Annotated in this window: 15 protein-coding genes; 14 read left to right on the plus strand and 1 reads right to left on the minus strand. The window is 41.3% G+C overall.

Annotated features, from left to right (window positions below; genetic code table 11):
- Window positions 1–30 precede the first annotated feature (30 nt).
- The 8 genes from A5868_RS05440 to A5868_RS05475 all read left to right on the plus strand — a co-directional run bounded on the left by A5868_RS05440 (window position 31) and on the right by A5868_RS05475 (window position 7,045).
- Window positions 31–573, plus strand: coding sequence for a helix-turn-helix domain-containing protein (locus A5868_RS05440; RefSeq protein WP_010781291.1), 543 nt, complete (start codon window positions 31–33; stop codon window positions 571–573).
- Window positions 574–590: 17 nt separating this feature from the next.
- Window positions 591–1,679, plus strand: a complete 1,089-nt coding sequence (locus tag A5868_RS05445; RefSeq protein WP_010781290.1) for an ABC transporter ATP-binding protein — start codon at window positions 591–593, stop codon at window positions 1,677–1,679.
- A 12-nt stretch (window positions 1,680–1,691) separates the two neighbouring features.
- Window positions 1,692–2,501 carry an ABC transporter permease gene (locus tag A5868_RS05450; protein ID WP_010781289.1) on the plus strand — a complete coding sequence of 270 codons (810 nt, stop codon included), beginning with the start codon at window positions 1,692–1,694 and terminating at the stop codon, window positions 2,499–2,501.
- On the plus strand, window positions 2,498–3,343 hold the full coding sequence (locus tag A5868_RS05455; RefSeq protein ID WP_010781288.1) for an ABC transporter permease: 846 nt from the start codon (window positions 2,498–2,500) through the stop codon (window positions 3,341–3,343). The genes A5868_RS05450 and A5868_RS05455 overlap by 4 nt, the downstream gene beginning before the upstream one ends.
- A complete protein-coding gene (locus A5868_RS05460; RefSeq protein ID WP_086305697.1) occupies window positions 3,340–4,410 on the plus strand; it encodes an ABC transporter substrate-binding protein in 1,071 nt (356 codons plus the stop codon). Before A5868_RS05455 ends, A5868_RS05460 begins: the two co-directional genes overlap by 4 nt.
- Window positions 4,411–4,603: 193 nt before the next feature.
- Complete coding sequence (locus A5868_RS05465; protein WP_086305699.1) at window positions 4,604–5,905, plus strand: GHKL domain-containing protein; 1,302 nt, start codon at window positions 4,604–4,606, stop codon at window positions 5,903–5,905.
- On the plus strand, window positions 5,899–6,642 hold the full coding sequence (locus A5868_RS05470; protein WP_086305700.1) for a LytR/AlgR family response regulator transcription factor: 744 nt from the start codon (window positions 5,899–5,901) through the stop codon (window positions 6,640–6,642). Before A5868_RS05465 ends, A5868_RS05470 begins: the two co-directional genes overlap by 7 nt.
- A gap of 178 nt (window positions 6,643–6,820) precedes the next feature.
- The gene (locus A5868_RS05475; protein ID WP_254908374.1) at window positions 6,821–7,045 is read left to right on the plus strand and encodes a hypothetical protein; all 225 of its coding nucleotides are present in this window, start codon (window positions 6,821–6,823) and stop codon (window positions 7,043–7,045) included.
- Between the two features lie 208 nt (window positions 7,046–7,253).
- Here A5868_RS05475 and A5868_RS05480 read toward each other — a convergent pair whose 3' ends face one another.
- Entirely contained in the window at window positions 7,254–7,937 is a 684-nt protein-coding gene (locus A5868_RS05480) for a PRD domain-containing protein (protein WP_086305702.1), read from the minus strand.
- A gap of 137 nt (window positions 7,938–8,074) precedes the next feature.
- Between A5868_RS05480 and A5868_RS05485 the strand changes: the two genes are divergently transcribed.
- The 6 genes from A5868_RS05485 (at window position 8,075) to A5868_RS05510 (ending at window position 14,662) form a co-directional block, all read left to right on the plus strand.
- Window positions 8,075–8,890: a MerR family transcriptional regulator gene (locus A5868_RS05485; protein WP_086305703.1), complete on the plus strand. Its 816-nt coding sequence runs from the start codon at window positions 8,075–8,077 to the stop codon at window positions 8,888–8,890.
- A 265-nt stretch (window positions 8,891–9,155) separates the two neighbouring features.
- On the plus strand, window positions 9,156–10,253 hold the full coding sequence (locus tag A5868_RS05490; protein WP_086305704.1) for a hypothetical protein: 1,098 nt from the start codon (window positions 9,156–9,158) through the stop codon (window positions 10,251–10,253).
- A gap of 672 nt (window positions 10,254–10,925) precedes the next feature.
- The gene (locus A5868_RS05495) at window positions 10,926–11,762 is read left to right on the plus strand and encodes a class II aldolase (protein WP_086305705.1); all 837 of its coding nucleotides are present in this window, start codon (window positions 10,926–10,928) and stop codon (window positions 11,760–11,762) included.
- A 24-nt stretch (window positions 11,763–11,786) separates the two neighbouring features.
- The gene (locus A5868_RS05500; protein ID WP_086305706.1) at window positions 11,787–13,691 is read left to right on the plus strand and encodes a BglG family transcription antiterminator; all 1,905 of its coding nucleotides are present in this window, start codon (window positions 11,787–11,789) and stop codon (window positions 13,689–13,691) included.
- Window positions 13,692–13,758: 67 nt separating this feature from the next.
- Window positions 13,759–14,169: a PTS sugar transporter subunit IIA gene (locus A5868_RS05505; protein ID WP_086305707.1), complete on the plus strand. Its 411-nt coding sequence runs from the start codon at window positions 13,759–13,761 to the stop codon at window positions 14,167–14,169.
- A 16-nt stretch (window positions 14,170–14,185) separates the two neighbouring features.
- The gene (locus tag A5868_RS05510; protein ID WP_086305708.1) at window positions 14,186–14,662 is read left to right on the plus strand and encodes a PTS sugar transporter subunit IIB; all 477 of its coding nucleotides are present in this window, start codon (window positions 14,186–14,188) and stop codon (window positions 14,660–14,662) included.
- The last annotated feature ends 205 nt before the right edge of the window (window positions 14,663–14,867 follow it).

The following is a 14,867-nucleotide window of genomic DNA, read 5'->3' on the forward strand; positions in this document are numbered from 1 at the left end:
AAAAAGTGGAACGAAAAAAGGAGTGAGACGATGGAAATTGGTGAGAAGCTGCGTAATTTAAGGATTCAAAAAAATTTAACTCAAGAAGAACTAGGGGAGCGAACCGATCTGTCCAAAGGCTACATCTCTCAATTAGAGCGCGACTTGAGTTCTCCTTCCATGGAGACTTTTTTTGATATTTTGGAAGTTTTAGGGGTGACACCCGCTGAATTTTTCAAACAAAAAACAGGGGATCAAAAAATTGTCTACAAAGATGAAGACACAACTTTTTACAGTGATGCTGAACACGGGTACCATATTAAATGGTTGATCCCAGAATCCAACGAGAAAGAGATGGAGCCGATTTTACTGACGTTAGAAAAAAAAGGTCAGTACAAACAGTTCACGCCTTCATTGTCAGAAACATTTATTTATGTATTAGAAGGAAAAGTAGCCCTGCAATTTGGCGAAACCTTATATGAAGCGGAAAAGGGCGAAAGTATTTATTACGAAGCCAGCAAGCCCCACCGCTTGCAAAATCAAGCGACAGGAATCAGTAAAGTTCTGATCGTCGCAACAGAATCTTATTTATAGAAGAAGGACGTGAAGTCATGGCAAACACAATTATTTCATTTAAAGAGGTCATTAAACGATACGACGATGATGAGCCTGTATTGAAAAAAATCGACTTTGATATCGAGGAAGGGCGTTTTTATACTTTATTGGGTCCATCAGGGTGTGGAAAAACAACGATTTTGAGAATTATCGCCGGTTTCACTGACGTAAGTGAAGGCGATATTCTTTTTGAAGGAAAACGAATGAATGACATCCCGGCGAACAAACGTCAGGTAAACACCGTCTTTCAAGATTACGCGCTATTTCCCCACATGAATGTGTTTGACAATGTCGCATTTGGATTAAAAATCAAGAAAATGTCGAAAAAAGAAATCGAGAAGAAAGTGCTTGAGGCGCTGCAATTGGTTCAATTGCCTGGCTATGAAAATCGGGAAATCACCGAAATGTCTGGCGGTCAGCGCCAACGGGTCGCAATTGCTCGGGCAATCGTCAATGAACCGAAGATTTTGTTATTAGATGAACCTCTATCTGCATTGGATCTGAAATTGCGCACAGACATGCAATATGAATTGCGTGCGCTGCAAAAACGTTTAGGGATCACCTTTATCTTTGTGACTCACGATCAAGAGGAAGCGTTGGCGATGAGTGACGAGATCTTTGTCATGAACAAAGGGAAGATCGTACAAAGCGGCACGCCAGTTGATATTTATGACGAGCCGATCAATCATTTTGTTGCGGACTTTGTCGGAGAGAGCAATATCGTTGCCGGCGAGATGGTAGAAGACAATTTAGTGAAATTCGTCGGGAAAGAGTTCGAGTGTGTCGATGGCGGGATGCGGCCAAATGAACCGGTGGAAGTAGTCTTGCGCCCAGAGGATCTGACCCTGACGACGCCAGAAAAAGGAAAATTGGTCGTTACCGTGGATACACAATTGTTCCGCGGCGTTCACTATGAGATGAACTGCATCGATGCAGACGGCAATGAGTGGATGGTCCATTCGACAAAGAAAGCGAAAAAGGGTAGTCAAGTTGGTCTGTCCTTTGAACCAGAGGATATTCACGTCATGCGCTTCAATGAAAGCGAAGAAGACTTTGAAGCACGCTTAGACAGTTATGAGGATTAGGAGGCAAAAAGAATGAAAAATATACGTCGTTTTTACTCGATCCCCTATTTCTTCTGGCTGGTGTTCTTTGTGATCGCCCCTGTGATTTTAATCGTTTATCAATCGTTTTTTGATATGAACGGCAATTTTACGTTGAGTAACTATCACACGTATCTGACCTCAAAAACGTATTTGATGATGACGGTCAATTCGGTGATGTTCGCCTTTTTGATCACTGCGATGACGCTTTTGATCAGCTACCCAACGGCTTACTTTTTGGCAAAGCTGAAGCACCGTCAGTTGTTGTTACTGTTGGTGGTGTTACCTACTTGGATCAATTTATTGTTAAAAGCGTACGCCTTCATTGGGATTTTCAGTGCCAATGGGTCGGTCAATGACTTTCTAAGTTTTATTGGCATTGGACAAAAACAGCTGCTGTTCACGGATTTTAGTTTCATGTTTGTAGCGGCCTATATCGAGTTGCCGTTTATGATCATGCCGATTTTTAATGCGCTGGAAGAAATCAATCCTTCTCTGATCAGTGCCAGCAGAGACTTGGGCGCGAACAATGTTGACACGTTTCGCCGCGTGATTTTCCCGCTTTCGTTGAATGGCGTGAAAAGCGGTGTACAGGCTGTCTTCATTCCGTCGCTTTCATTGTTCATGTTGACACGACTGATCGGCGGAAATCGAGTCATCACATTGGGGACGGCAATCGAAGAACATTTCCTTGTGACGCAAAATTGGGGAATGGGCTCGACGATCGGTGTCATTTTGATCGTCGCGATGTTTATCGTGATGATGCTGACAGGTGAAAAACGAAAGGGAGGTCGAGTGAAATGAGAAGAAGAACGTTCTCTTGGGCCAATGTCTATTTGATCTTTGTATTTGTTCTATTATATATCCCGATTTTTTACTTGATCTTTTATTCGTTTAATCAAGGTGGAAATATGAGTACCTTTACGGGGTTCACGTGGGAGCATTACGAGAATCTCTTTTCGGACCGTCGGTTGATCGGTATCGTTGTACAAACATTCGTGTTAGCCTTTCTGTCCGCCTTACTTGCGACAGTTATCGGGACGTTCGGGGCAATGGGCATTTATTATACACGCAAACGAAATTCACGGAATGTGCTGCTAGGCCTCAACAATATTTTGATGGTGTCGCCGGATGTCATCATAGGGGCCAGTTTCTTGATTTTATTTACAATGCTGGGGAGTGTATTAAAGAACTTTCAACTGGGATTTTTCAGTGTGCTGCTCTCCCATGTGGCCTTTAGTATTCCCATCGTTGTTCTGATGGTTTTACCTAAATTAAAGGAAATGAATGATTCTATGATCGATGCGGCGCGTGACTTAGGGGCAAACAATAGGCAAGTCTTGTCCAACATTATTTTGCCCTTTCTGACGCCTGGAATCATCGCAGGCTATTTCATGGCATTCACGTATTCGCTGGATGATTTTGCAGTGACCTTCTTTGTAACGGGGAACGGATTCACTACCTTGTCTGTAGAGATCTATTCGCGGGCACGACAAGGGATCAGTTTGGAAATCAATGCCTTGTCTACGCTTGTGTTCATTTTCTCTCTCTTGTTAGTCGTGGGCTACTACTTTATTAGTCGCGATACTTCGAAGAAAGCACGGAAACGCAAGCGTGAATTCGAGGAGGTGGCAGTGCTGAAATGAGGAAACTACAATCTCTTTTTATCGGCGTGATCGCCATTATTCTCTTACTGACTTTCATGGTGGTGCGTTTGAACCACTCCTCCAACGCGAGCTCTAAAGTGCTGAATATCTATAACTGGGGAGATTATATCGACCCTGATTTGATCAAGCAATTTGAAAAAGAGTACGGCTATAAGGTCAATTATGAGACTTTTGACTCCAACGAAGCTATGGAAGCAAAAATCAAGCAGGGCGGTACAGCCTATGATATCGCGATTCCTAGCGAATACATGATCCAAAAAATGAAAAAAGAAAAATTATTGCTGCCTTTGGATCATTCCAAGATTCATGGGTTGGAAAATATCGATCCGCGTTTTCTAGATTTGGATTTTGACAAAGATAATAAGTACTCGATTCCTTATTTCTGGGGAACCTTGGGGATCGTGTACAACGATAAATTTGTTTCTAGCGATAAAATCAAGCATTGGGATGATTTGTGGCGTCCGGAATTAAAAAATAATATCATGCTGATCGATGGTGCCAGGGAAGTGATGGGCTTGTCATTAACAAGCTTGGGCCATTCAATCAACAGCAAGGACATGACGCAATTGAATCAGGCAATCAAAAAATTGAGCGGATTGACCCCAAATGTGAAAGCAATCGTAGCGGATGAAATCAAGATGTATATGGCAAACGAAGAAAGTGCCGTCGCGGTGACTTTTTCAGGGGAAGCGGCAGACATGATGTCTGAGAACGAGCACCTGCACTATGTGATTCCGCCGGAGGGCTCGAATCTTTGGTTCGATAATATCGTGATTCCCAAAACGTCAAAAAACCAAGAAGGGGCCTACGACTTTATCAACTTCATGCTGAAGCCAGAAGCAGCGAAACAAAATGCGGAGTACATCGGCTATTCCACACCAAATAAAAAGGCGTTGGCGATGCTGCCAAAAAGCATTTCTGGGGACAAGCAATTTTACCCCGACGATGCGACCATCAGTCATTTGGAGGTTTATAAAGATCTAGGTCCGAAGTATTTAGGGATCTATAATGATCTGTATTTGGAATTTAAGATGTATCGTAAATAAAGAAAAAAATCAAAGCACGGAGATCATGGATGGATTTCTGATGCTTTGATTTTTTGTGGGTAAAACGTTCGTAAAGCTTCCTGTGTGCTACTTATGTACCGGAGATTTTGCTCGAAAATTACTAGAAATTTCTTTTTTCAGTCCTTTCTCATTTGGTATACTGAATTTAACTGAAAAAAGGAAGGGCGATCACATGCAGGCAATGATTATTACGTTTTTCACTTTTTCACATGTATTAAATTTCGGAATCAGTTATTTTATTTTGGATGAGATCAAAAATAAAAAACGGATCAATTATTTGCTTGTTCCCTTGATCGTCCTATTTGGAGTGATTATTGGCTATACCTTCACTTACCTAGACACGGTGGTGATGGTTCTCTTTTTCCTGATTCTGTCATTGAAAAATTCGGAGGAGAGAAATGTTGTCTTTTCACTGTTGATCGTATCCAGTGCGTGTCTGATAGAAATACTAGTCAGCAGAATTACCGAACCCTTGTTGCTTATTGTATTGGAAAAACAAAATGGTTTGTTCTTTTTGCTCTTTTTTGTACTCTATTATGCTCTTTTGATTCTTAGCAGTTCGTTTTATAAAAAGCATGTAGTAACGTTCATCAGAAAAAAGAGAAAAATTAATTTGTCCGCGTATTTATTAACGACAGCATTGGTTGTTTATTTTTCCTACGGGACGATCTCGCTCTATGCCTCTACAGTGTTCCTAAAACTATTTGTAGCTGTCTTTTATCTTATTTTCGCGTTTCTCGGAGGCGTGATCATTCAATCCATCTCAAGTAATCAAGAGTTAAAGATCGAGGCGGAGAAAAGACAGGTGGAGTATGTGATTCACCAGCGCTACATAGAGGACCTAAAAAATCAGTATCAGGGAATTCGCGAGTTTCGTCACGATTACGTCAATCTGTTGACTGCGATCGAATACTATATTGAAAAAGAAGAGTTTGATGGGCTGAAAACATTTTTTAATTCCAGTGTCATAAAGACAAAAAGGTTTACAGGCAACGACATTCTCCATGCGGATGAATTGAACAAGATCGATTCCTTGGATATAAAAAGTATTTTGACCATGAAATTGCTTGCGGCTCAGGATAAAAAAATCGATGTACAAATAGAAGCGGATGACGGCATCAGGCTCAATCAGAAGGTGGATTCGGTCGTGCTGATCCGCATACTAGGCATCCTATTAGACAACGCAGTCGAAGAGGTAGAAAGGATTGAAGGCGGGAAAATAGTGATCGGTATCTTCTCGGTCAAAGGAGATACGATTTTTGTGATAGAGAATGCGGCCCGTCAGCAGCTCGAACCGATACACGTATTGAAACAAAAAGGCTTTTCAACCAAAGGCGAGGGAAGAGGATTGGGTCTTTCTAATCTTGATGAATTAACAGCCATGGAGCCGAATATTTTGCTGGAAACGATCATTTCTGAGCAGCGCTTTACTCAGAAGGTGGTTGTGATTGGTGAGGAGGAAGAGCGGTGTTAGGGGTTTTTATTTGCGAAGACAATGAGGTTCAACGAAAACAAGTCACGTCTTTTATTAGAAAGTATCTGCTGATCGAAGAACTAGACATGGCGATCAAAGTAAGCACAGGTGATCCTGAAGAGATTTTGGATTATTTGGAGCAGCACCCGGATAGTCGAGGCATTTACTTTTTAGATGTCGACTTAAAATGTGAGATGAACGGTATTGAATTAGGCGCAAAAATCAGAGAAAAGGATTTACGTGGAAAAATTGTGTTTATTACCACCCATGATGAATTGTTGTCGCTGACATTCAAATACAAAGTCGAAGCGATGGATTATATTTTAAAAGAGGGAGACATTGCGGACGTCAGAGAACGAATCCAGGCAGCCTTAGACCAAGCACAGCGACATTTTTTGGAGGAGTCTCAAAAAGCGGATGACTTTATTCAATTGAAGATCGGTAGTCAAATTCGGGTGTTTGATTTGCAGCAGGTGATGTTTTTTGAAACGGCGCCGACACCCCACAAGCTGATCCTGCATCTAGCCAACAGTACGCTGGAGTTTTATGGGAAAATCAATGATACCGCTGAATTATCTCCTTCACTGATCAAAATCCATAAATCATACGTGATCAATTTTAAAAATATCCAGCTGATCGATAAGAAAAAAAGAGAAGTCACGATGACCAATGGCGAGAAATGTTTGTTGTCTATTCGTCTGAGTAAAAAGCTGGAAGCAACGCTCAAGACGAAATAATGAGCGTTTAGGATGATTTTCGAACAAACCAGTGATCAACCTTTATAATGAGCAGTAATTGGAATGTCTGTTCAATGCTGTTTGTCTCTAGCAGGTTACTAGAAGGGATAACGGCGATGAACGATAAACGGCATTCGAATCAAATGAATGAGGAGGTTGATTGACCATGAAGAAAAAAATGGCAGGAGGCGTTTTAGTAATGCTATTGGCAACAACGCCAGTAACCGCGCTGGGGGCTGAAAACGAGTACGGGGGTTTTGATAATCAAACAGGAGATATCGGGACCCGGGCAGTAACCATAAAACAATGGTTTACAAATGTTCCGCCCAAAACCTATCGTGGAAAGCAGCGAATCCAATATTATCGCCATATCGCCGGTGGCTATATCGGCGTTTATATATGAGAAAAAGGCTGCTAATCGTTGCCTGTTGTTTAGGATTACTAGTGATTTTCTTCATGTTAAAGATCAATATCCACATCCGAATCATCCTCGTTTTAGCAACGATGCTTTATTTATTAATCGACGGAACGCTGTAATCAACAGAAAAAGAAGCCGTCCTCCAAAGCTAGGAGTTATTCCAGTTTTGGAGGACGGCTTCTTTCGTTCTATTTTAGTAGGCTTCTAATTTTCTCAACACGCGAAAATGCAAAATGAGGTAGCTGATTTCGTCATTCGATAAATCGAAATCATACGTTTCAGTGACAAAGACACGGATCTGATTCGCAGCGTGAAATTCATGGGTATAGCGTTCACTTACGTAAAAATATAGGTCATTGTCAGATGCTTCGGCTTCCTGCTTCTCTTTTAGTATATGTAGCGCCAAAAACTTAAGGTGCCGCATCAATCGCGGGGCTTTCAAAAACAGGTCAGCTCGTGGTATTTGAACATGGAAAATAATTTGTGTAAGTAAACTATGGATCAATTGGAGAAATTTTTCCTGTTCATGTTCGTTGATGTTCAGTTGATAATTTGCGGCTATGACCGCTTCGGTCAGAACGAAGGAATCGGTCGTTTTCAAAGACTGCTGCAAATAGTCTTCTATTTCTTCGACGGCTTTTTTTGCAAAGGCGACCTCTGATTTAAATAAATTCTCCATAATCTCAATGGTTGAAATAGGAAAAATGTGAGGCATAGGAATCGATTCAGCCGCATTAAATAGAAAGTAAGACAGGTTGTTGGCTAAATAAAAGTTGTCTGTGAGTGCGTAGTTTCTTTTTGCCAAGTCCGCTAATTGTCGGATGAACTGACGATCAGATGCGTTAGAACGCTGTGTGGATAGTTGAGCATTTTTCATTGTAATGAACCTCCATATCTTCGTTACAGGGAAATGGTCTTTTTTCAAAACCATAGGGTCAATTGAAGTTGTCTCTATGATAAACTGTCTAGTGAATAGACAGTCAAGAAATGTGCACAAAAAAAGGAGGGACCGTGATGCGCTCAACGAATTACTTAACTATCAGTGAATTTTCCAAGCTATCGGGTATTAAACGAAAGACCTTGATTTATTACGATCAGATCGGGCTTTTGCCACCAAAGCATGTCGGAGAAAAAGGCTATCGCTACTATGATTATCCGCAACTTTATACGGTCAATATGATCAATCTATTCCGAGAAATCAAAATGCCCTTGTCAGAAATCAAAGATCACCTGCAAAATAGTACTCCGGAACAAGCGGCTACATTGCTTAAGCGTCAGCAAGAATTGATCCTTCAAAAGCAAAAGCATTATGAACAAATGTCTGGTATGGTCACGCGCCAATTGGCGTCATTAAAGGAATACGAACAAGCAGAACAGTTAAAATTCTCAGTGGTCCCTTTAGAGATGACCCCACTTTTTTTTAGTTCGAAAATTTATAAAATCCCTGAATTCCGCGCATCGATCTCGTTGAGTGAAGTCTATCAAGAGGGCTTTTCAGCCGGCTATCCGTTTATTTATCCTTCGGGGATCATGTTCAAAATTGAAAGCGATAAATTAAAGAACGATCCCTTTGAATCCATCGAGATCCAATATTATATTCGCGTTCCCGAAGCTGCTGAGAGCCGACCCGCAGGAGATTACTTGGTGTGCTACTATACCGGAGTCGTCTCCCACGATACGATCCTCAAAATGATGTTCGAGTATCTGGAGAAACAGGATCTAAAAATTCAAGGAAATGTTTACGTCGACATGATCCTAAATGGCCTCTCGGGCCATACATTCAATGATTTTATTTTAAAATTAGTTGTTCGGGTGGCTCCTGTGTCCTAAATTCAGGCACCGATACGTGAAATTTCTATTTTTTTTAGTTCGAAAGAGACAGCCGTATCTTTCGAACTTTTTTTGTTTGACGAGAAATAGAATGAAATTCAAAAAAAAGTTTGACGTTATTATTTTCAAGAAATCACAACCATGAATCCTTTTTAAGTTGCAAAAATTTTTATAAAAAAGAAAAAAATTGGGTAAGAAAAAAGTTATTTAATGGTGTATAATCTATTTTATGAAAGCGCAAGCAAAGACAAAGGGGAGTATGGGAATGGAAAAGAAACAGTTGAACAGACGCCAGATTTTTGGAATGAAGAAAGACTCTTTAGAAAAAAGAATTTCAGAATATTACACGAGCGAGCAAGACAGCGGATATATTATCGAATGTCTGGTTGCGATTTTAGTGAGAAATGCGCTAGTTGTTGCTGATTTTTCTCAAATTGCCTATTCGCTAGTCAGAGAACTGTTTCTTTCCGCTGAGCCAAATCAAACAATGCAAGAATATTATGCCTTTTTTGAAAGCTATTTTGTTGAAGAAGAGCGTAATGCCATCATTACTCGACTTTATAAAAGCAAAAATAATTATTATAAAAATTTCAAGACAGCCCGTCGTCATAGCAATCTGGTGAATCAGCCGACGCTCACGAAAGAGCAACCAGATGAACGGGAAGTGGTGCTTAAAACGATCTTTGAAGATGCGAATGGGAAAGCAGTTAAATGGGTACTGAGAGATGTTGATCCCTCGAAGGATAAGAAAGAATTCGAACCGATTTTGAAAATTTTGACGACATTATCGATTTTTCAAAAGGATGGAGTCCGTCAATTTGTGTCTTTAGTGGATTCAAAACGAGTGAAAAGTGAAATTGAGATTCTCGTTGAGAAAAAGACTTCGCCGAAAAAGGGGAAGAAAATCGCAGCCAAAAAGAAAACAACGTCCACCTCAACGCAAAAGAACACCCGTCCAAAGGCTGGAAACAGCTCCTCACTTGAAAAAAACAGCCAAAAATCACAAAACGAATCCCCTCAAGCTGTCGCTCCAAATAAAGTAAACGGGGAAAAAACCGCGAAAAGAGCAAAAGCCACGATTCCAGAAGCCACGCAGTCAACAGATGTTTATTTAGCACCTGATGATCCGACTTCCGCAAATTCGAAAGAGCAGGAAAAGAATACACAAAAACAAGTGGCTCCTTCTCGACCATCCGCCCCACTTCAGACAACGCCTCCTAATAAAATAGCACCGGCCTCAACTGCCACTCATTTGGAAAATGGACTAGCAGAAGCCGGAACCATGCCGCAAAGAAAGGAGGGTAAATCCAATAAAAAAATCAGGAACCTGTTGAAACAATTCCAGCAGAATCGGAAAAGATAATTTTTCAGTTTTTAGGGAAGGGTTATTTGTGATGGAGTAAAACGGATAAATCTGCGGAAAAGGAGGTATGGGATCTGGGATTTCTTGATTCGATGGGGGATCATCAAAGGGATCTTTGAAGGACGGATGCAGACGAATGCTTGCACGAAGATGGGCAAGAATGGCTGGTTCTATTGGATCAGTCGGAAGTAGTAAATGGCATGATAAAAGACCTGGGAAATAATAATCATTCTTATTGGAAGAGGATCAAATAGTCATTAGATACAAAACGACCGGATCAAGGTCTTTTTTTTTCGAGAAATTTTGTGAGTATAGGCTGATTTCAGTCATTTTAATGGGAAAACCGTGACGCATACGATAAAAAGTTTGAGATAATCGAATCAGGAGGCCTATCTTTTTATTCAGCGGTATAAAAGAGGCGTTTTTAAAAACGGAAAATTGCAGGGTACATCTTGCAATTTTGCATCGTTTCAAAGAAGAAAGAAAAAAATTTTGAGAATTGGCTTAGATTTTAAATGAAAACAAGGACTGAGTAGGCTTTTTTAATGATTCTGAATTGGTCCAGTTCATTTTTCTATCAGGATTGCATGATTCATCTTGCAGAAAGACTGGCGCCCAAAAGACTTCAGCCAGTATATGATTCAACTAGCAAGAGAGAAAGAAGGGCATGAAATGCAATTAGTAAATGGCTACAAGCTGATGGATTATGCAAAAGAAAAGTCGCTTGTTTTACCAGCATTTAATACGACGAATTATGAACTTACGGCCGGGATCATACGGGGGTTTCAGGCAACTGGACTAGGCGGGTATATTGCGATCTCATCCAGCAATTTGAGACTTTCGAGTCCAAAGCTTATTGCGGATATGGTCAAAACTGCCATGATGGAAAACTCGGTTCCAATTTCACTGCATCTGGATCATGGGAAAAGTTTTGCGGATGTCAAGGCCTGTATCGAGGCTGGTTTTACGTCCATCATGGTCGATGCTTCGCATTTGCCATTCGAGGAGAATATCGCGGAAGTGCGACGGACTGTCGAGTATTGTCACTTTTACGGCATTCCGGTCGAGGCAGAGCTGGGGGCGATCGGCGGTAAAGAGGACGATCATAGTTCAGAGGAAGATGCGAAAACGAAGGCTGCTGATGTAGAAGAATTCGTTGAACGGACCAATTGCGATCTTCTTGCAGTCTCGATCGGCAATGTTCATGGCATGGACTTGCGTCCCGCGTTAGATTTTCCACTACTAGAGGAAATCGCCGGTATTTCGACAGTTCCCTTAGTTTTACATGGGGGGTCTGGGCTTCCATTTGATCAAGTCAGAAGAGCGAAAAAGCAAAATCTAATCAAAGTGAATTACGGCTCTGATCTTCGCCAAGCCTTTATCCGAACATTCGGTCAAGCCTATGAAAGCAATCCTAACGAATTTGATATCATGTCTCTTTCAAAGGCTGCCATCGAAAATGTTGAGGAACGAGTGAAGGCCATCGTTGCCGAAGTAAATGAACACTAATTTTACAAACTAGGAGGGGATCACGTGCTAACTAAACGGCAAACAGAAATGATTCTAGAATTCGAACGACACAGCCCCTCTTTTTTACCCGCTGAACATTTTGTAGACAAGCTTCAAGTAAGTATGCGCACGATTCAATCAGATATCAAAAAGATTCGAGAGTATCTGGCAGCAACAGATTATGCGGAGTTATATTCCGTTGCGTCAAAGGGCAGTCAGCTGATCATTAATAATCAAGAGGCCTTTCACCAGAATATCCAAAAAAAGAAGGGCATCGCAACGGAGCAGCATCAATCAGATCGTGTCAGAAAATTATGTGTGGTGTTACTTAACCAAAAAGGGCCAATCACGCGGCAAAAGCTGCTCTCCCGATTGTTCATTGCCTCCTCCACACTCACGACGGATTTGAAGGAAGCGGACGAGCTGCTTCAAAATTATCATTTGCGTGTGGAGCGAAAAAGAAATGCCGGAATCGTCATCAGTGGAAATGAATACGACAAAAGAAAGTGTCTTTTGAAGCTGGGACATCTGGAGATCCATCAGGAACAAGGCGGTATGGGGTCGCAAGAGGCTTTACGTCAAGACATCGAGATGGTATTGGTCAGTATCCTTTTAAAGCATCATTTTCACATTTCGGAAACACTCTTTCAAAATCTGATCGTTCATATCGAAATGGCGATCAAACGCATGAGCAGCGGATTTTATATCGGTCCAGATGAGTTCGACGGCATTGAAGAAGTTGCCTCAGAAATGGAAGTCTCAACGGAAATCTTTCAACGACTTGCTGAACGCTCCTATTTTAAAATTTCGAAAGAAGAAATCATCAATCTCGCGATCTACATCAAAGGGAAAAGCGACTATGAGAATGACGATTATATTTCGGAAGAGGTCAATACATTCATCTTGCATGCTCTAAAGGAAATCAACGAAAAATTTGATATTGATTTTCGTCAGGAGATTGATTTGAGGCTTTCCTTGGCACTGCATCTGATGCCGCTTTTGACGAGGATCGAATACAACATTCAAAATGAAAACCAATTGCTGGATCATATCAAACAATCCTTTCCTTTAGGCTTCGACATTGCTGCGTACATGTGTTTATTGCTGCAACATTCGATCGGAAAAAAGGTCGAAGAGGGAGAGATCGCGTATTTGGCCATTTACTTTAATCAGTATTTGGCTAAGTACAATGATATTTCAGGGAAAAAGCGCATTTTGATCATTACCAGTTTGAAGCGGAGTGAGAGTGTGCTGCTCAGGCAACGTTTTGCAACCTGGTTTTCAACGGAGATCACGATTCTTACACTGGTGAATACCCACGAAGTTGCCGCAGTTGATATTGAAGAATACGACGTGATCTTTACGACGGAACAAACGGAGATGACTGATAAAATGGGCGCGATCCTGATCAGTTTCTTTCCTAGTGAACAGGAGTATTCAAAAATCAAATTAGCAATCGACGGCTTTAATGATAAGTTCGAGATCGTTAACCTGTTCGACGAAGCCCTTTTCCATTATGGACACTTTTCAAAAAAGAAAGAGGTCTTGGACAAAATTTGTTCCATCTCCGTTTCAAAAGTCGGAGATAAGGTATTTCAGCTTAGAGAAGCTGTTGAATTACGCGAAGAGATTGGCAGCAGTTACTTTGGCAATGGCATCGCGTTGCCGCATCCGATCAATCCGATTTTGGCAGAGACATTCGTGTCGGTCATTTTATTGAGAAATGAGCTTGATTGGGATTCGGATGGCAATAAAGTTCGTCTGGTGATGCTGGTGGCGATCGAGAAAAACAATGCAAAAGTCTTTCAGCTATGGAATTATTTAGCGAAAATCATTCAAGAAAAAGGATTTGTCGAACGCGTCAGTAAAGAGCCGACGTTTGAAAATTTCAGAGAAAATCTGTCTCAGCTATTAGATGAATATATTTAAGGTATCGAACATGAAGTCAATAGACATTTGTCAGAAAAGAAATCAATCAGAATCAGGAGGACCAATTATGAAGTACATTTTTGTCTCCCATGGGGATCTTGCGAAAAGTATTTTAGGAAGTGCGCAAATGATCGTCGGGGAACAGACGGGGGTCAAGGCATTCGGGCTGTACCCAAAGGACGACATTGGCGGGCTGAAGGAGCAGGTAAAGTCCGCGATCGAGGAATTCGGGGGCAAGGACATCGTTTGTTTTACGGACCTGTTCAGCGGCAGCCCTTTTAACGCGGTAGTGTCTTTGATGGGGGAGTATCCGATCAGGCACATTACAGGAATGAACCTGCCGATGGTTTTAGAGGCCTTCATGTCTCGAATGAATGAAGACAACACGGCGGAAGATATCTGCACAAAGTTGATGAAGGAAGCCCCGGCTACGTTTATTGATGTCAATCATTATTTAAGTGTCAATTTAGAAGATTAAAAAAGGAGCGAGAAGTATGAAAAACATTGTATTTGCCAGAGTGGATGATCGATTGATTCACGGAGAGGTCGTAACGGCTTGGACACCAACCTACAGCATCAATCATATCGTGATCATTGATGACATCGTCGCAAGTGATCCGTTTCAAAAAAGAATATTGAAAGCGTTAGCACCGACGAAGGTTCGAGTGGACGCCTTTACGACGGAGGAAGGCGTTGCGGAATTAAACAAACCCTTTAATGAAAAAGAACGTATTCTGTTGTTGACGAAAACACCGATCACCTACGCCAAGCTTGTCGAGGCGGGAATCGAGTTGCCGCAGGTGAATCTTGGCGGAATGGGTATCCGTGATGAACGAGAACCCTTCATCAAAAATGTGGCCTGTGACAAAGCGGAGGTCGAGGCGATTCGTCAAATGGTCGATAAAGGAGTACACGTTTTTTATCAATTAGTGCCAGAGCAACGATTGATCGAGATTACAAATTTATTATAAAAAAATGCCAGTCCAACTCTTCACAGTTTTGTATAGAAGTGAGAATCTCTTGCACCATGAAAAACACTTGATGTGAAGCGCTAAAGTTGGATGGTATACGGCATGAAAATCGCACCTATTTTTGTAAAAAAATAGCTACATTATTATGAATAAGGATGCCAGTCCAACTCTTCGCAGTTTTGTATAGAAGTGAGAATCTCTTGCA

It is taken from the genome of Enterococcus sp. 12F9_DIV0723, assembly GCF_002174375.1.
Classification (GTDB): domain Bacteria; phylum Bacillota; class Bacilli; order Lactobacillales; family Enterococcaceae; genus Enterococcus_A; species Enterococcus_A gilvus.